Origin of the sequence: uncultured Winogradskyella sp., assembly GCF_947495255.1 — a bacterium.
GTDB lineage: Bacteria > Bacteroidota > Bacteroidia > Flavobacteriales > Flavobacteriaceae > Winogradskyella.
Genome location: NZ_CANLYI010000003.1, coordinates 81,994 through 99,750, shown reverse-complemented (window position 1 = coordinate 99,750; position 17,757 = coordinate 81,994). Strand labels below are relative to the sequence as shown.

Below are 17,757 nucleotides of genomic sequence, written 5' to 3'. Positions count from 1 at the left end.
TATAATGAAGTATTTAATACTCTTCTTACTGGTAATATTAGTAAGCAACGCTCAAACTGAAAAAACATTAGCACCAAAACTAGAAAACATTGCATGGATTTCTGGCACTTGGCAAGGTGAAGCTTTTGGTGGAATTACAGAAGAAATTTGGAGCGAACCATCTGCTGGTTCTATGATGGCTTCGTTTAAATTTATAAATGACGGTAAAGTCTCTTTTTACGAAATTGAAGTTATTAGAGAAGTAGAAAATACATTAATGCTTCAATTAAAACATTTTAGATGGGATTTAAAAGGTTGGGAAGGAAAAGATGAGACCGTAGATTTCCCTTTAATAAAAATCACAGAAAACAAAGTGGTTTTTGAAGGTATGATTTTTGAAAAAGTATCTGAATCTGAAATGAATATTTTTGTTGATATTGAAACAAAAGGCAAAACAGAAACCGTTAAATTCAACTATAAAAAGAAAATAGACAAACCTGTAAATCAATTCAATACTGTAAAAAAAGCAACCATAAAACCAGTAATAGATGGAAAAGCAGATGAAGAAATCTGGAAAAATAATACATGGTTACCCTTAGATCAAAGATGGCTAGGTAATCCTTATACAGAAGAAGATTTTTCTGGTCGTTACAAATTAACTTGGACAGAAGACGCGCTTTATCTTTTAGCAGAAATAGAAGATGACAAATTAATAGATAACAATAAAAACCCATTAATTGCATGGTGGGACGATGATTGTCTTGAGGTTTTTATAGATGAAGATAATAGTGGTGGCGAACATCAATTTAACCATAATGCGTTTGCGTATCATATTGCTCTAGACGGAAATGTAGTTGATATGTCAACCCAGAAAAAAGGAAAACTTTACAATTCTCACATAGAATCTAAACGCGTTACCACAGTAAACAAGACCATTTGGGAAGTTAGAATCTCTCTATTCAATGACACGTATAAAGATGATGCTGAAAATTCTCCTATAAAACTGCAAGCTGGCAAATTAATGGGCTTTGCTCTAGCCTACTGCGATAATGACAATAGCAAGGAACGCGAAAATTTTATTGGCTCTGTATATGTTGACGGAGAAGACAAAAATAGAGGTTGGATTGATGCCAATATTTTCGGAACTTTAAAACTTATAAATAACTAAGCTATGAAACATCTAATTCCGCTATTTCTACTTCTATTATCATTAAATGCATTTACGCAAACAGATCAAAAAATCTATGACATCGTTGATGCAATTTCTGAAGAAAATTTGCGTAATGATGTTAAAAAACTTGCCGATTTTGGCACAAGACATACCTTAAGTGATACTATTTCAGCCACAAGAGGCATTGGTGCTGCTCGTCGTTGGATAAAATCCGAATTCGATAATATATCTAAAGATTGTAACAACTGCCTCAACGTATTTTATCAGAATAACTTCGTTGAAAAAGGAACGAACCAACGCATCGTTAAAGATGTCAATGTGGTTAATGTAGTTGCCATTCAAAAAGGCACAAAATATCCTAATCGTTTTATTATAATGAGTGGTGATATTGATTCTAGAGTTACTGACCCAAACGATTTTACATCAGATGCTCCAGGTGCAAATGATAATGCAACTGGCATGGCTGGTGCAATGGAAGCAGCTAGAGTTTTATCTCAATATAAATTTGAAAACAGTATTATCTATGTCGGACTTTCAGGCGAAGAGCAAGGTTTATTTGGTGGACAAGGGTTAGCGAAATATGCTAAAGAACAGAATTGGGATATTATAGGAGTTTTAAACAATGATATGATAGGTAACATCTCTGGTGTAGATGGTGTGATTGACAACCGTACATTCCGAATTTTTTCAGAACCAATCACTACAGCAGAAACAGACCCTGAAATATTAACAAAACAAAATACAACACGACGTTATTATGGTGGCGAAGTTGATGGTATTTCACGTCAATTGGCTCGTTACGTATATAAAACCACAAAAACTTATATGCCAGAGATGAATCCGATGTTAGTTTACAGATTAGATCGTTTTGGTCGAGGTGGACACCATAGACCTTTTAATGACATAGGTTTTGCAGGATTAAGAATCATGGAAGCACATGAAAACTACACGCAACAACATCAAGATATCCGTACAGAAAACAGCATCAATTATGGTGATACTTTTGAGCATGTTAATTTTCCTTATTGTAAAAAACTAACCGCTGTAAATGCTATTACAATGGCGAGCCTTGCTTCTGCTCCACCTGCTCCAACCGAAGTTGGCATTGGAGGCATTGTTGAAGCTTCTGCCAAATTAAAATGGAGTAAAGTAGATGGTGCTAAAGGCTATAAAATTTATTGGAGAGATACAACATCACCTACTTGGGACAACAGTCGTTATGTAGAAAACGAAACAGAATTTACTCTGAATGGCATAGTAATAGACAACTCGCTTTTTGGTGTCGCTTCTGTTGGAGAAAATGGGCACGAGAGTGTTGTTGTTTTCCCTAATAAAATTATGAGATAAATATCCATTTCTAGCCTTTAATAAAGGAAGGAACTATAACGTAAATCATCATGAAAAACTTTTTAGTATTGCTTACTGCAATATTTCTAGTATCTAGTTGTCAAGGCCAAGGCTTACTAACAGATAAAAACAACTTTACAAAACAAGATACTTTAAGAGGAAGCATAACACCAGAACGTGAATGGTGGGATTTAACCTATTACCATCTTGATATTGAAGTAAAACCTGAAGACAAATTCATTTCAGGAAAAAACACAATTCAGTATAAAGTTTTGAAGCCTTTTCAGGTGATGCAAATCGATTTACAAGACCCTTTAAAAATTACTAAAGTACTTCAAGACGGAAAAGAATTAGAAGTAAAACATAACAGTAATGCACATTTTATAACCTTAAACAAAAATCAAGACACTGGAGCAACTCATACTATTGATGTCTATTACCAAGGTCATCCAAAGGAAGCGAAACGTGCACCTTGGGATGGTGGATTTTCATGGAAAAAAGATAAAAACGGTAAACATTTTATTGCTACATCTTGTCAAGGTTTAGGCGCAAGCGTTTGGTGGCCTAACAAAGACCATATGTACGATGAAGTAGATAGTATGCTCATTAGTGTTACTAATCCAAAAGGGCTAACAAATGTATCAAACGGTCGCTTACGGAAATTAGTAGAAAATGATAATAACACAGTGACATCACATTGGTTTGTAAACAACCCAATTAATAATTATGGTGTTAATATTAATATTGGCGATTATGCTAATTTCTCTGAGGCTTACGATGGAGAAAAAGGGAATTTAGATATGGATTATTGGGTGCTTTCTTATAATCTAGAAAAAGCCAAAACCCATTTTAAAGATGCTCCAAAAATGATGAAAGCCTTTGAGCATTGGTTTGGTCCTTATCCGTTTTATGAAGATAGTTTTAAATTGGTTGAAGTGCCTTATTTAGGTATGGAACACCAAAGTTCTGTCACCTATGGTAATGAGTACAAAAAAGGCTATTTGGGTCACGACTTATCTGGAACTGGATTAGGTTTAAAGTTCGATTTTATTATTATCCATGAAGCAGGACATGAGTGGTTTGCCAACAATATTACCAATAAAGATATTGCAGATATGTGGATACATGAAGGCTTTACCTCCTATTCTGAAAACTTGTTTTTAGATTACTATTATGGTAAAGAAGCTTCTGCAGATTATGTCATTGGTTCACGTAGAAACATTCAAAATGACAAACCTTTAATTGGACAGTATGATGTAAACAATGAAGGTTCTAGCGATATGTATTATAAAGGTGCTAATATGCTGCACACTCTAAGACAATTGGTTGAAGATGATGAAAAATGGCAACAAATTTTAAGAGGACTAAATTCAGAATTCTATCATCAAACCGTTACTTCAGCACAAATTGAAAATTATATAAGTAAAAAAACAGGTATTGATTTAACTGCATTTTTTAATCAGTATTTAAGAACCATTAAAATTCCGACTTTAGAATATTCTATTGAAAATAATAAGTTTAAATATCGATGGACAAACATTGTGGATGGCTTTGATATGCCAATTCAAATTGAGATTGATGGAAAATCAGAATGGTTGTTTCCTAAAGCTAAATCTCAGACTAAAAAAATCAATGCTGAATCTATAAAAATTGACAGAGACTTCTTTGTTAACTCGAAAAAATTATAAATGTCAGATTTACCAGAGTTATATTTTAAAACCGATGTTGAATGGAGAGAATGGTTGCTCAACTATCACGATTCCGTAAATGGTGTTCATCTTATTTTCTATAAAGTAGAGCATAAAAACAAATCTATGCGTTGGGAAGAAGCTGTAAAAGTAGCCCTTTGTTTTGGTTGGATAGACTCTACTGTAAAAAGCCTTGGTGACGGCAAACGAAGACAATATTTCTGTCCAAGAAAACCAAAAAGCGTTTGGAGTGCCGTTAATAAAGGACATATTGAAGAATTACATAATGATAACTTAATACATCATAGTGGACATCAATCTATTAAAATAGCCAAAGAAAATGGAAGTTGGACTGCATTAGATGCTGTTGAAAAAGGAATAATCCCAGAGAATCTTCAAATTGCATTTAATGAAAATAAAAATGCTTATAACAACTACCTCAACTTTGCTCCTAGTTACAGGAAGCATTACTTATACTGGTTAAACCAAGCTAAACGAGAAACTACAAAACAAAAAAGAATCGCAGAGATTATTAAACTCTGCGATGCTAATATTAAAAGTCGTGATAATTGGTAATATTATAACCCATTAATATAACTACCATAAGGGTCTTTAAACTGCATACCTTCAGAAAAACGATACTTACTCAATTTTTCAAACTGTGTTAAACCCCAAAGAATAAATTCTTTTTCAAAATAGACATCTTTTGGGTCAATTTCTGGTTGATAATCTGCAATCAACGTATCCAGTGGTTTCACTTCATCTAATTTTGCTTTGTAAGTTTTATCATCGATATCATCTAATAATTCAAAACCATCACCATTAAAAAACCAAGAAATCAATTCGTCATAAGGTGTTTCTTCTCCTTGTTTCTGTAATTTTTCAACCTTAGGGAAATACTTCGGGAATAACGTTTTCACAGCTTCTTCCATTAATGAATTAGCCACAAAATCTGCCCCTTCTTGTTCACCTTCGTAAACCAATTCTACTTTTCCTGTTATCGCAGGAATCACACCAATAAAATCAGATAATCGTACAGAAGTTGTTTCATCTCCAGAAATTAAAGCACGTCTTTCTGCTGTACTTAGTAGATTTTCAAAAGCCGTAATACTCATACGTGCACTTACACCACTTTTTACATCTACATATTCACTCTCACGAGCTTCAAAACTAATTTGCTCCAATAAATCTTTTGCTAATTCTGGTACGTAAACAGATTCTGATTGTCTAGAATCTAACTTTGCTTCTTGAGCTGTAATTGTTCTTGCCGTTTCTACAGAATCTGGGTAATGCGTTAAAATTTGAGAACCTATTCTATCCTTTAATGGTGTTACAATACTTCCTCTATTGGTATAATCTTCAGGATTTGCTGTAAATACAAACTGCATATCTAAAGGTAATCTTAATTTAAAACCTCTAATTTGAATATCACCTTCCTGTAAAATATTAAACAAAGCTACCTGTATTCTAGCTTGTAAATCTGGCAATTCATTAATAACAAAAATGCAACGGTTCGCTCTTGGTATCATTCCGTAATGAATTACGCGATCGTCTGCATAACTCAGTTTTAAATTCGCAGCTTTTATTGGGTCTACATCTCCAATAATATCTGCTACAGTGACATCCGGAGTTGCTAATTTCTCAGCAAATCGCTCGCTTCTATGCATCCAAACAATTGGTGTATTATCTCCTTTTTCAGCAATCAACTCTACAGCAAATCTTGAAATTGGCGCTAATGGATCGTCATTAATTTCAGAACCTTTTACTACAGGAATATATTCGTCCAAAAGATTTACCATCATCCTAGCCAAACGTGTTTTCGCTTGACCTCTAAGTCCTAATAAATTAATATTATGTCTAGATAAAATAGCACGTTCTAACTCAGGAATAACTGTATTCTCATAACCATGAATACCTTCAAAAGTTGTTTTCTTATTTTTTATGTTTTCGATTAAATTATCTCTCAATTCATCTTTTATAGATCTTGATTGATAACCTGATGTTTTTAATTCTCCTAGTGTTTTTATTTCTTTCATTTTATAGCTTTTGGCTATTAGCCTTTAGCTATTAGCCTGCTCGTTTGAGCTAAAGGCTAACACCTAAACGCTAAAAGCATTTTTTTATCCTTTAATTCTCTTTTTTCTATTATTCTCGTAATCTTCAAAAATCATTTCGCCTAGACCTTTCAAACCTGTGTAGAATGCTTTCCCTCTATTAGCTTGTGTAAATTCTCTAATAAATTGCATTAAATAAGGATCTTCTGCAATCATAAATGTAGTGATTGGAATATGTAATCGTCTCGCCTGCTGTGCCATTGCATAACATTTGTTAGTTATATATGGATCTAAACCATTACTATTTTTATAATATTGACCATCTGGCAAACGCAAACAACTTGGTTTACCATCTGTAATCATAAAAATCTGTTTATTAGTGTTACGTTTTCTGCGCAACATATCCATGGCTAATTGCAAACCTGCAACCGTATTAGTGTGGTAAGGTCCTACTTTTAGGTATGGTAATTCTTTAATTTTAATTGGCCACGCATCATTACCAAATACCAAGATTTCTAATGTATCTTTTGGGTATCGCGTGGTAATTAATTCGGCCAAAGCCATAGCAACTTTTTTTGCAGGTGTAATTCTGTCTTCACCATATAAAATCATACTGTGACTGATATCTATCATCAAAACAGTACTCATTTGACTTTTATGCAATGTTTCCTCTACCACCAAATCATCTTCAGTGAGACTAAAATCGCCAATACCATTATTAATTTGAGCGTTTCTAATACTTTCGGTCATAGAAACTTTGTCTAGATTATCTCCAAATTGATACGTTTTAAAATCACCTGTATGCTCATCACCAAGACCAACACCTTTACTCTTATGGTTGCCTGAACCACTGCGCTTAATTTTACCAAAAATTTGGTCTAGAGCCTGCTGTCTTATTGCACGTTCTGTTTTTGCAGTAATAGTCATTCCACCTTCACCTGTTCCATTTGGATCAACTTCTTCACGTATATAACCTTTGTTTTTAAGGTCTTCTATAAAATCATCAATGGAATAATCTGGCGTAGTTAGCTGATACTCTTTATCTAATTGACGCAACCAATCAATGGCTTCATCAAAATCACCTGATGTATGGGTAATTAACTCTTTAAAAATCTCAAAGAGTTTATCAAAAGGTGATTGATTTGGAGCTTCGTAGGTTTTAAACACAAAGCCCGATTTATTTTGTTTTTCTTTCATGTGTTTTTCTTTAATGTGATTAACTGACACATGCAGTTCGCAATTAAAAATTCCTTTTTGCTTGAATTTTTTTAATATGCTCGTTTCATAGCTATGTAAAAATAATGATTTTTCAAACCAATAAACAGACTTAGAGATAACTTAACAAGTCCTTAAGATTTCTATATTTATTTTACTTAATTTTAAGCATTACTTAACTAATCACTATAAAATGAAGCAATTCCTCTCTCTTGTTATGCTCTGTTGCATAACTTTTATTTCTGCACAAGACTTTTCAATGGATTTAGTAAAAAACATGACACCAAGAAACATTGGTCCTGGAGGCATGTCTGGTCGTGTTACTGCCATTGATGTAGTAAACGACAATCCGGATGTTATGTATGTTGGTACAGCTTCTGGTGGTTTATGGAAATCTAATTCTGGAGGCATTACTTGGGAACCCGTTTTTAACAAAGAAGTTACAGCTTCTATTGGTGCTGTAGAAATCCAGCAATCTAATCCTAGCGTGATTTGGGCTGGTACGGGAGAAGGAAATCCACGTAACTCTTTAAATGGTGGCTATGGAATTTATAAATCTTTAGATGGTGGAAAAAATTGGGTAGCAATGGGTCTTGAGAAAACAAGACATATTCATAGAATTATTGTTGACCCAACAAATCCTGATGTGGTTTACGTTGGCGCCATTGGCTCTCCTTGGGGAGAACACCCTCAACGTGGCGTTTTTAAAACCACTGATGGAGGCGAAACTTGGAATAAAATATTATTCGCGAATAACAAAACTGGTGCTGCAGATTTAATAATGGATCCTACAAACCCTAATAAATTAATAGCAACACTTTGGGAACACAAACGTGAACCTTGGTTTTTTAATTCTGGAGGTGAAGGTTCTGGAATGCATATTACACATGATGGCGGAAAAACATGGAAGAAAATTACAGAAGAGGATGGTTTTCCAAAAGGAAATTTAGGACGCATTGGTGTTGCCATTGCTCCTAACAAACCAGATATAATTTATGCCTTAGTTGAAGCCAAAAAAAATGCACTTTACAAAAGTGAAGATGGTGGTTTTAAATGGAAAAAAATCAATGATAAAAGCGACATTGGGAACAGACCTTTCTATTATTCTGAAATTTATGTAGATCCTGAAAATGAAAACAGAGTCTATTCTGTTTTTACTTATGTCAATGTTTCAGAAGATGGTGGCAAAAATTTCAAACAATTAATGCCAGCTTATGGTGTGGATAATGGCATTCATCCCGATCATCATTCTTGGTGGATTCATCCTGAAAATGGAAATTTCATGATTGACGGAAATGATGGCGGAATGAACATTACTAAAGATGGTGGAAAAACTTGGCGTTTTATTGGCAATCTTCCTGTTGCTCAATTCTATCATATAAACGTAGATAATGAATTTCCATATAACGTTTATGGAGGCATGCAAGACAATGGTTCTTGGCGTGGACCAGCTTATGTTTGGCGAGCACAAGGCATAAGAAATAGCTATTGGCAAGAAATTAGTTTTGGAGATGGCTTTGATGTGATACCAGACAAAGACGATTCTCGTTATGGTTGGTCTATGAGTCAGCAAGGTTACGTAAGTCGTTACGATTGGCAAACAGGAAATAACTATGGCGTGAGACCAACACATTCTGATGCTAGTGTTAAACTACGATTCAATTGGAATTCTGCTATAAACATAGACCCATTTAATAATAGTACTATCTATTTTGGAAGCCAATTTGTACACAAATCCACAGATAAAGGCGAGACTTGGACTGTAATTTCACCAGATTTATCAACAAATGACCCTTCTAAATTAAAACAATCTGAAAGTGGTGGATTAACCATGGATGCTACAGGAGCAGAAAATCATTGTACTATTTTAGTCATTGAACCTTCACCTATTGAAAAAAATATGCTTTGGGCTGGTACAGATGATGGACGTGTGCATTACACAACAAATGGAGGTGATTCTTGGACAGAAGTTACCAAAAACATTAAAGATTTACCGAAAGGAAGTTGGATTGCACAAATTAAAGCATCTAACAAAAATAAAGGCGAAGTTCTTTTAATAGCCAATGATTATAGACGCTTTAATTATACACCTTATGCATACAGAACTAAAAATTATGGAAAAACATGGGAACGCATCGTTGATGAAAATGATGTACAGAGTTACACTTTAGCAATTGTTGAAGATTTAGTGGAACCAAATTTGATGTTTTTAGGAACAGATGATGGCTTATATGTTTCTATTAATGCAGGAAAAAACTGGACTAAATGGACAGAAGGTTTCCCAACTACATCTGTAAAAGATTTGGTAATTCATGCAAGAGAGCACGATTTAGTAATTGGTACTTTTGGAAGAGCTGCTTGGATTTTAGATGATATTAGACCTTTAAGAGAAATGGCTAAAAACAAATCTGTTATGGCCTCAACAATTAAATTATTTGAACCACCAATAGCATACCAAGCTGCATATCAGCAACCAACTGGTAGTCGTTTTGGAGCAGATGCTATGTATCGAGGTGAGAATCGTGTTGGAGGTGTCAGATTTTCTTATTTATTTAAAAAGCATGCGTCGTTAGATTCTGATACAAATGAAGATAAGGACAATAATGAAGATGAAGAGACTGCGGAAATTGATTCTAAAAAAGACAAAAACAAAGTAAAATGGGATTCTCTAACTTTAAAATTATATGATGGAGACCGTTTAATTAGAACTTTAAAAACAAAAGCACCTAAAGAAAATGGCATCCAAAAGTGGACTTGGCGCATGGATGAAGCTGGTGCTGATAGACCTTCTCGAAAAATAAGAAAACAAACCAGAGAATCTGGAGGTGTATCTGTAAAACCAGGAACATACAGAGCTGTTTTACACTATGGTGACCAAACTTCTGAAACCAACATTACTGTAAAATCCGATCCAAGATTAAAGGTTTCTCAGAAAAACATAGACGAAGTTTATGCAGCTTCTAAACAAATAGAGCAATTGCAACAAACAGCTGCAGATGCTGTAAAACAACTAGTAGAAAGCAAAACTATAGCAGAAAACTATAAAAAGGACTTAACAAAACTAGATAAAGAAAAATATAAGGAAGACATTAAATCTTCGAAAACAATAGTAAAATCTATTAATAGATTATTGGATAAATATTTAGGCAAAGTTGATAAAAGACAAGGTATAACCAGAAGTCCTGAAGTAACACCTTTACTACGATTAAGAACTGCCAGTGGTTATATTAATGGAAGCCAAAATGGGTTAACAACTACAGAAACTACTTTAATAAAACAAGCAGAAGATGCATTAGATACTTTATTTTCTGAAACAAATGATTTCTTTGAAAAGGATTGGAAAAGCTATAAAGCTAATATGACAGCAATTAAAACAAATCCTTTTAAGGAAATAAAAACTTTTAAATTGAATTAAGAAAACCATCTTAGAATCAAAAAAAAGAACTGAAGTACATTCAATATTTAAAGAATGCACTTCAGTTCTTTTTTTAAGTCTTATTGTTTAAAGCGTATTACTCAACACGTTTTAAACCTTCTAAATCTTCAATCTTTACGTGTTTTCCTGTTGTAGAAATCAAACCACCTTTTTTAAACTGAGATAAAATTCTGATGGCAGACTCTGTTGCTGTACCAACCAGGTTAGCATAATCTTCTCTAGACAAAACAACCTTTAAGAAACCGTTTTCATCTTTATCAAACGTTTCATTTAGATAAATTAAGACATCAGCCAATCGTTGTTTAACCGAATTCTGAGCCATATCCACAATAATATTGTCTGCTGACTTCAACTCTTTTGCCATTTCCTGAAGCATATCTAAAGAAAATTTCGCATTATTTGTTAAGTCGTGCATAATTTCATTCTTAGGAATAAAACATACTTCCATATCATTTAAGGCAATGGCAGTAAGGTTCGATTTCTCATCAGAAACTAGAGAACGTTGCCCTATTAAGTCACCTCTAACGACCAATTTTACTATCTGGTCTTTTCCGTTAGAACTTAGTTTAGATAGTTTGCAAACACCATCCTTAATACAATAAACGCCATTAATACTCTCACCTTCTCTAAAAATCACCTCGCCTTTATTAACAAACCTCGATGTTTTACATCCTGAAATACGAATTAAATCATCTTTCCCTAAGGCTCTTAAAGAATTAAATTGTTTAATAATACACTGATCACACTTACTCATTGCAGAAACTATTGATTTCAAAGTTAATCAAAACATGACAAATATCATAGATTAAAATACTATATTGTATGACCTTTGTTATAGGTATAATAGAGCAAATTTTAATATGGAAAACAATACTTGTTTTCACTGTGGCGATGACTGTGGTAGTCATCCTATACGTTTTCAGGAGAAATCATTCTGTTGTAATGGCTGTAAAACCGTTTTCGAAATTTTTAACGAGAACGATTTAACGTGTTATTACGATTTACAGAATTCACCTGGTGCAATTCCAAAAGAGATTGAAGGTAAATACGATTTTTTATCTCAAGAAAACATCATAGAAAAACTTACAGAATTCCAAAGTGATTCAATTGAAATTGCAACCTTATATATTCCGCATATTCACTGTAGTTCTTGTATTTGGATATTAGAAAACCTTAACAAACTTAATCCTAACATTTCAGATTCTCAAGTTAACTTTGGTAAGAAAACGGTAAGAGTTACATACAATTCTGAAACTACTAATCTTAAATCTGTAGTCCTATTATTAAGTTCTATTGGTTATGAACCGTATATAAGTTTAGAGGATTTTAAATCGGGAAAACAGCATATTAATAGAACCTTAATTTATAAACTTGGTGTTGCCGCTTTTGGTTTTGGTAATATTATGTTTTTATCATTTCCTGAGTATTTTGAAGTGAACGAATATTGGTTAGAGCAATACAAACCCTTGTTTAGATGGTTAATGTTTGCTCTCTCGCTTCCTATTGTATTTTATTCTGCTCAAGATTATTTTATTTCAGCATTTAAAGGATTAAGGACAAAACTTCTAAATATTGATGTCCCTATTGCATTAGGAATTTCAGTCTTATTTATTAGGAGTACTATCGAAATTATTTTTGACTTAGGTTCTGGATTTTTTGATAGTCTTGCTGGTTTGGTTTTCTTCCTGTTAGTTGGTAAGTTTTTTCAGCAGAAAACATACGATTTTTTATCCTTTGAGCGCGATTACAAATCTTACTTCCCTATTGCTATTACAAAGATTAATAAGGATGGTTTTGAAGAAACGATTCAGGTTTATGATATTGAAAAAGGTGACCGTATTTTAATTCGGAATGAAGAATTAATCCCTGTAGACGGTGTTTTAATTAACGGAAAAGCTAAAATAGATTACAGTTTTGTTACAGGAGAATCACAAACAATTTCCAAACAATCTGGCGACAAACTCTTTGCTGGTGGTAAACAAACCAATGGTGTTATTGAAATGGAAGCTATAAAATCTGTTGAACAAAGTTACCTCACACAGTTATGGAGTAACGATGTTTTTAATAAAAACAAAGAAGATGGCTTTACCAATATCACCAATACTATAAGCAAACATTTCACTATTGCCATTTTAAGTGTTTCAGTGATAGCAACCGTTTTTTGGCTATTTACAGATAGTACAAAGGCGATGAATGTTTTTACAGCTGTATTAATTATAGCTTGCCCTTGTGCTATTGCTCTTTCTGCACCTTTTACTTTTGGAAACCTTTTAAGAATATTTGGTAAACAAAAATTCTATGTAAAAAATGCAAGTGTTATTGAGCAACTTGCCCAAATAAATACGATTATATTTGATAAAACCGGAACTATTACGTCTAATAAAGATAGTGATGCAGAGTATGATGGTGATTTGTTATCTGATTCTGAAAATCTAGTTCTTAAAAACTCACTTAGAGGCTCTAATCATCCTTTAAGTAGAACATTATATAATGTTTTACAAGAAAACAATATTGTCACGCTTGATGCTTTTGAAGAGCACATAGGTAAAGGCATTGAAGTAAAACATAATGCTATAAACATGAAAATTGGTTCCGCTAGTTTTGTAGGAAACCCTAATAATTCAGCTGTTTTAAATACTACCGTTCATGTTAGTAGTAACAACGTTTACAAAGGAAAATTCACATTTTACAATAGCTATAGAAAAGGTGTTTCAAAATTATTCAATCAATTAAAACAGCAATTTGATTTGGTTATTCTCTCTGGTGATAATGAAGGTGAACGCGAAAACTTAAAAAAAATGCTTCCAGCTAAAACCAAATTAATTTTTAATCAGAAACCAGAAGACAAACTAGATTTTATAAAATATCATCAATCCGAAGGTGCAAAAGTATTAATGATTGGAGATGGATTAAACGATGCTGGAGCATTAGCACAAAGTGACGTTGGTATCGCTATATCTGAAGATGTAAACGTTTTCTCTCCTGCTTGTGATGCCATTTTAGATGCTACAAAATTTGAGGAATTGTTTTCATACATAACGGCTTCTAAATCAGTAATAAAGATTATCAAATGGAGCTTTTTACTTTCATTTTTTTATAATGTTATTGGATTATACTTTGCCGTAACCGGACAATTAGAACCTGTGGTTGCCGCAATCTTAATGCCTTTAAGTTCTATTAGTATCGTTGTATTCACCACAATTGTTACTAATATTTTAGGAAGAAAATTAAAATAAATTATTCAATATGATAAATGTCATGTTTTAAGACAAGGTTCAATATTATTTTTGGGCCATAACTTCAATAGGTATGAGTGTTATTTATATTTTGTTAACTGTTAGCGTAATCGTTGGCGTGACTTTCTTTGTTATTTTTATAATAGCAGTAAGGTCTGGCCAATACGATGATGACTATACACCATCTGTACGAATGCTTTTTGAAGACGAGTTAGTAAAAGAAAAACCTAATACATCAATACAAACTAAAACCGACTAATTTTTTTTATATGGAAATGCAACAATTCTATTACGATAATAAAATCGTTAAAAAATTCCTCTATGCCACTATTGTTTTTGGTGTGGTTGGAATGCTTGTAGGACTTCTACTTGCCTTTATGTTTTTATTCCCAAACATGACTGATGGTATCTCTTGGTTAAGTTTTGGTCGATTAAGACCATTACATACCAATGCAGTAATCTTTGCCTTTGTAGGTAATGCTATTTTTGCAGGAGTCTACTATTCTACTCAACGTTTATTAAAAGCGAGGATGTTTAGTGATTTATTGAGTAATATCAATTTTTGGGGTTGGCAACTTATTATAGTCGGTGCAGCAATAACACTGCCACTTGGATATTCAACATCTAAAGAATATGCTGAATTAGAATGGCCTTTTGATATTGCTATTGCTTTAATTTGGGTAGCTTTTGGTATTAACTTAATTGGTACAATGCTTAAGCGTCGTCAACGTCACTTATATGTAGCAATTTGGTTTTACATTGCTACATTTGTAACGGTAGCTGTACTTCATATATTTAATAGTTTAGAAATTCCTGTGAGTTTTACAGGTATGAAAAGTTATTCAGTTTATGCAGGAGTACAAGATGCCTTGGTGCAATGGTGGTACGGACATAATGCGGTTGCATTTTTCCTTACAACTCCTTTCTTAGGTTTAATGTATTATTTTGTTCCTAAAGCAGCAAATAGACCTGTTTACTCTTATAGATTATCTATAGTTCACTTTTGGTCATTAATCTTCATATATATTTGGGCAGGACCTCACCACTTGCTATATACAGCTTTACCAGAATGGGCTCAACACTTAGGTGTAGCATTCTCTGTAATGTTATTGATGCCTTCTTGGGGTGGAATGATTAACGGATTATTAACCTTGCGTGGTGCTTGGGATAAAGTCCGTACTGACCCAGTTTTAAAGTTTATGGTTGTAGCTATTACTGGTTATGGTATGGCTACATTTGAAGGACCAATGCTATCTCTTAAAAACGTAAATGCTATTGCGCACTTTACGGATTGGATTATTGCTCACGTTCACGTTGGAGCATTAGCTTGGAATGGTTTCTTAGCCTTTGGTATGATATATTGGTTAATCCCAAGATTATTTAAAACTAAACTTTTCTCTATTGGTTTAGCAAACGTTCACTTTTGGATAGGCACTTTAGGTATTATGCTTTATGCATTACCATTGTATGTTGCTGGTTTTGCACAAGCAAGTATGTGGAAACAATTTAATCCAGATGGTACTTTAGTTTACGGTAACTTCTTAGAAACTGTTACTGAAATTATGCCAATGTATTGGATGCGTGCTATTGGTGGTACATTATACCTTACCGGTATGTTAATATTAGTATACAATGTAATAATGACTATCGCAAAATCTGATCATAAAGTAACAGATGAACTTGCAGAAGCACCAGCTTTAAAACGTGTATCTAAAAGTCGTGTTGCAGGTGAAGGATGGCACACTTGGTTAGAGCGTAAGCCAGTATTATTAACAATCTACGCAACAATTGCTATTTTAATTGGTGGTGTTGTACAGATTATACCTACGATTGTTGTAAAATCTAACATTCCTACTATTAGTAGTGTTAAACCATATACACCTTTAGAATTAGAAGGTAGAGATCTTTACATTAGAGAAGGTTGTGTGGGTTGTCACTCCCAAATGGTACGTCCGTTTAGATCAGAAGTAGAACGTTACGGAGAATATTCTAAAGCCGGAGAGTTTGTATACGATCACCCATTCCTTTGGGGAAGTAAACGTACTGGACCAGATTTACATAGAGTTGGTGGAAAGTATTCAGATAACTGGCACTTTAACCACATGTATGATCCTCAAGGTATTTCTACAGGTTCTATTATGCCAGCTTACCAATGGTTAATTAGAAACGAATTGGACAAATCTGATACCGAAAAGAAAATGGAAGTAATGGTAACTTTAGGTGTTCCATATACAGAAGAAGATATAGCTAATGCTCAAGCAGCAATGTTAGAACAAGGAACTAAAATTGAGAAAAGTCTATATAACGACCCTGATTTTGTAGCCTCTTATGAGGCAGACAAAGCAGCGTCTGGTGAAGATTTCGTAGAAATGCGAAATAGAGAAATCGTAGCGATGATTGCTTATTTACAGCGACTTGGTACTGATATTAAAGTTAAAGATATTATAGACGAAACTGTTCAAAACTAAGAAACCATGTTAAAATTTGTAAAAAACCATATGGAAAGTATCACAGGTATAGAAATATACCCAATGATATCACTTCTTATCTTTTTTGTTTTCTTTGTTGTGTTATTCTACTGGGTAATAACGGCTAAGAAAGACTATATAACAACTGTTAGTAATATACCATTAGACAACCAAAACGACACCGAAATATGAGACATTTAATTCCATCATACATTAGAGTACCTGTAATCTTTTTTGCTATTGCCGGACTTGTTGAATACTTTGTAGACTCAGGAGATAAACCCGCTTTTATTGAGCAGCCAATTATTTTATTGTTCTTATTATTAGTATTACTAGTACTAATTGCAATTGAAGGTATTGTTAGTTCTATGGACAATATTCTTTATCAAAGTTTAGATGAAGAAGGAAAAAAACGATACGAAGCATCAAGAACTAAAACACCACAATTTACTAAAGTAAAAGCACTTTATACAAAACTCGTTGGTAAGCAAAAAGCGATTGAAGAAGAAAGCGAAATTATATTAGACCATAATTACGATGGCATCAAAGAATTAGATAATAATTTACCACCATGGTGGGTATATAGCTTTTATATCTCAATAGTATTTGCGGTTATTTATATGGTACGTTATCATGTACTAAATGCAGATAATCAATTTGTTGAATATGAGATTGAATATGCTGAAGCAAATGCAGCAATAGAAGAGTATAAAAAAACTGCTAAAGGCTTAGTTGATTTTAACACGGTAGAACTTTTAACTGAAACAGCAGATTTAAATGCTGGTAAAAAAACCTTCGAAGCTAACTGTGTTGCTTGTCATAAAGCTGATGGTGGTGGTGGAATTGGACCTAACTTAACTGACCAACACTGGATTTTAGGTGGAGGTATTAAAAATGTCTTCAAAACTATTTCTGAAGGTGGACGAGATGGTAAAGGTATGGTATCATGGAAATCTGAATTAAAACCTCTAGAAATGGCTCAGGTTGCTAGTTACGTTTTAAGTTTTCAAGGTACAACACCTGCTGAACCTAAAGCTGCAGAAGGCGATATTTGGGTAGAAGAAGGTGCTGAAAGTCCTAAATCAGATGCGACAGAAGAGAATAACAATACTACTATTGATGAAGTAACTGAAACTGTTGAAAATGTAGTATCTAATAACTAA

The 17,757-nt window shown here is 33.5% G+C and carries 13 protein-coding genes; 10 read left to right on the top strand and 3 right to left on the bottom strand.

What is annotated here, in order from left to right; translation table 11 throughout:
- The first annotated feature begins 4 nt into the window (after positions 1 to 4).
- Genes Q0807_RS05235 through Q0807_RS05220 form a run of 4 tightly spaced genes read left to right on the top strand, consistent with a single transcriptional unit; the run spans position 5 to position 4,761 of the window.
- The gene (locus Q0807_RS05235) at positions 5 to 1,147 is read left to right on the top strand and encodes a DUF6265 family protein (RefSeq protein ID WP_299107194.1); all 1,143 of its coding nucleotides are present in this window, start codon (positions 5 to 7) and stop codon (positions 1,145 to 1,147) included.
- A gap of 3 nt (positions 1,148 to 1,150) precedes the next feature.
- Positions 1,151 to 2,497 carry a M28 family metallopeptidase gene (locus tag Q0807_RS05230; protein WP_299107192.1) on the top strand — a complete coding sequence of 449 codons (1,347 nt, stop codon included), beginning with the start codon at positions 1,151 to 1,153 and terminating at the stop codon, positions 2,495 to 2,497.
- A gap of 50 nt (positions 2,498 to 2,547) precedes the next feature.
- Entirely contained in the window at positions 2,548 to 4,185 is a 1,638-nt protein-coding gene (locus Q0807_RS05225; protein ID WP_299107190.1) for a M1 family metallopeptidase, read from the top strand.
- Positions 4,186 to 4,761 carry a YdeI family protein gene (locus tag Q0807_RS05220; RefSeq protein ID WP_299107188.1) on the top strand — a complete coding sequence of 192 codons (576 nt, stop codon included), beginning with the start codon at positions 4,186 to 4,188 and terminating at the stop codon, positions 4,759 to 4,761.
- 2 nt (positions 4,762 to 4,763) lie between these two features.
- On the opposite strand, the gene Q0807_RS05215 is transcribed toward Q0807_RS05220, so the two are convergent.
- Positions 4,764 to 6,221: a magnesium chelatase gene (locus tag Q0807_RS05215; protein WP_299107186.1), complete on the bottom strand. Its 1,458-nt coding sequence runs from the start codon at positions 6,219 to 6,221 to the stop codon at positions 4,764 to 4,766.
- 84 nt (positions 6,222 to 6,305) lie between these two features.
- A complete protein-coding gene (locus Q0807_RS05210) occupies positions 6,306 to 7,436 on the bottom strand; it encodes a VWA domain-containing protein (RefSeq protein WP_299107183.1) in 1,131 nt (376 codons plus the stop codon).
- A 211-nt stretch (positions 7,437 to 7,647) separates the two neighbouring features.
- Here Q0807_RS05210 and Q0807_RS05205 point away from each other — a divergent pair, with 211 nt between their 5' ends.
- Positions 7,648 to 10,869 (top strand): hypothetical protein, encoded by a 3,222-nt coding sequence (locus Q0807_RS05205; protein ID WP_299107181.1) that lies wholly within the window; start codon positions 7,648 to 7,650, stop codon positions 10,867 to 10,869.
- 97 nt (positions 10,870 to 10,966) lie between these two features.
- Here the strand turns inward: Q0807_RS05205 and Q0807_RS05200 are convergent, their stop codons facing one another.
- On the bottom strand, positions 10,967 to 11,644 hold the full coding sequence (locus Q0807_RS05200) for a Crp/Fnr family transcriptional regulator (protein ID WP_299107883.1): 678 nt from the start codon (positions 11,642 to 11,644) through the stop codon (positions 10,967 to 10,969).
- A gap of 106 nt (positions 11,645 to 11,750) precedes the next feature.
- On the opposite strand from Q0807_RS05200, the gene Q0807_RS05195 reads away from it, so the two are divergent.
- The 5 genes from Q0807_RS05195 to Q0807_RS05175 all read left to right on the top strand — a co-directional run bounded on the left by Q0807_RS05195 (position 11,751) and on the right by Q0807_RS05175 (position 17,757).
- Positions 11,751 to 14,126 carry a heavy metal translocating P-type ATPase metal-binding domain-containing protein gene (locus tag Q0807_RS05195; protein ID WP_299107179.1) on the top strand — a complete coding sequence of 792 codons (2,376 nt, stop codon included), beginning with the start codon at positions 11,751 to 11,753 and terminating at the stop codon, positions 14,124 to 14,126.
- A gap of 73 nt (positions 14,127 to 14,199) precedes the next feature.
- On the top strand, positions 14,200 to 14,385 hold the full coding sequence (gene ccoS, locus Q0807_RS05190; protein ID WP_299107177.1) for a cbb3-type cytochrome oxidase assembly protein CcoS: 186 nt from the start codon (positions 14,200 to 14,202) through the stop codon (positions 14,383 to 14,385).
- 10 nt (positions 14,386 to 14,395) lie between these two features.
- Positions 14,396 to 16,594, top strand: a complete 2,199-nt coding sequence (gene ccoN, locus Q0807_RS05185; protein ID WP_299107175.1) for a cytochrome-c oxidase, cbb3-type subunit I — start codon at positions 14,396 to 14,398, stop codon at positions 16,592 to 16,594.
- Positions 16,595 to 16,600: 6 nt separating this feature from the next.
- Positions 16,601 to 16,786, top strand: a complete 186-nt coding sequence (locus Q0807_RS05180) for a CcoQ/FixQ family Cbb3-type cytochrome c oxidase assembly chaperone (RefSeq protein ID WP_299107173.1) — start codon at positions 16,601 to 16,603, stop codon at positions 16,784 to 16,786.
- Entirely contained in the window at positions 16,783 to 17,757 is a 975-nt protein-coding gene (locus tag Q0807_RS05175) for a cbb3-type cytochrome c oxidase N-terminal domain-containing protein (RefSeq protein ID WP_299107171.1), read from the top strand. The genes Q0807_RS05180 and Q0807_RS05175 overlap by 4 nt, the downstream gene beginning before the upstream one ends.

Bases quoted from the DNA above. Each gene is read 5' to 3' on its own strand.
- Q0807_RS05235 (WP_299107194.1), top strand. From the start codon at position 5: ATGAAGTATTTAATACTCTTCTTACTGGTAATATTAGTAAGCAACGCT.
- Q0807_RS05230 (WP_299107192.1), top strand. From the start codon at position 1,151: ATGAAACATCTAATTCCGCTATTTCTACTTCTATTATCATTAAATGCA.
- Q0807_RS05225 (WP_299107190.1), top strand. From the start codon at position 2,548: ATGAAAAACTTTTTAGTATTGCTTACTGCAATATTTCTAGTATCTAGT.
- Q0807_RS05220 (WP_299107188.1), top strand. From the start codon at position 4,186: ATGTCAGATTTACCAGAGTTATATTTTAAAACCGATGTTGAATGGAGA.
- Q0807_RS05215 (WP_299107186.1), bottom strand. From the start codon at position 6,221: ATGAAAGAAATAAAAACACTAGGAGAATTAAAAACATCAGGTTATCAA.
- Q0807_RS05210 (WP_299107183.1), bottom strand. From the start codon at position 7,436: ATGAAAGAAAAACAAAATAAATCGGGCTTTGTGTTTAAAACCTACGAA.
- Q0807_RS05205 (WP_299107181.1), top strand. From the start codon at position 7,648: ATGAAGCAATTCCTCTCTCTTGTTATGCTCTGTTGCATAACTTTTATT.
- Q0807_RS05200 (WP_299107883.1), bottom strand. From the start codon at position 11,644: ATGAGTAAGTGTGATCAGTGTATTATTAAACAATTTAATTCTTTAAGA.
- Q0807_RS05195 (WP_299107179.1), top strand. From the start codon at position 11,751: ATGGAAAACAATACTTGTTTTCACTGTGGCGATGACTGTGGTAGTCAT.
- ccoS (WP_299107177.1), top strand. From the start codon at position 14,200: ATGAGTGTTATTTATATTTTGTTAACTGTTAGCGTAATCGTTGGCGTG.
- ccoN (WP_299107175.1), top strand. From the start codon at position 14,396: ATGGAAATGCAACAATTCTATTACGATAATAAAATCGTTAAAAAATTC.
- Q0807_RS05180 (WP_299107173.1), top strand. From the start codon at position 16,601: ATGTTAAAATTTGTAAAAAACCATATGGAAAGTATCACAGGTATAGAA.
- Q0807_RS05175 (WP_299107171.1), top strand. From the start codon at position 16,783: ATGAGACATTTAATTCCATCATACATTAGAGTACCTGTAATCTTTTTT.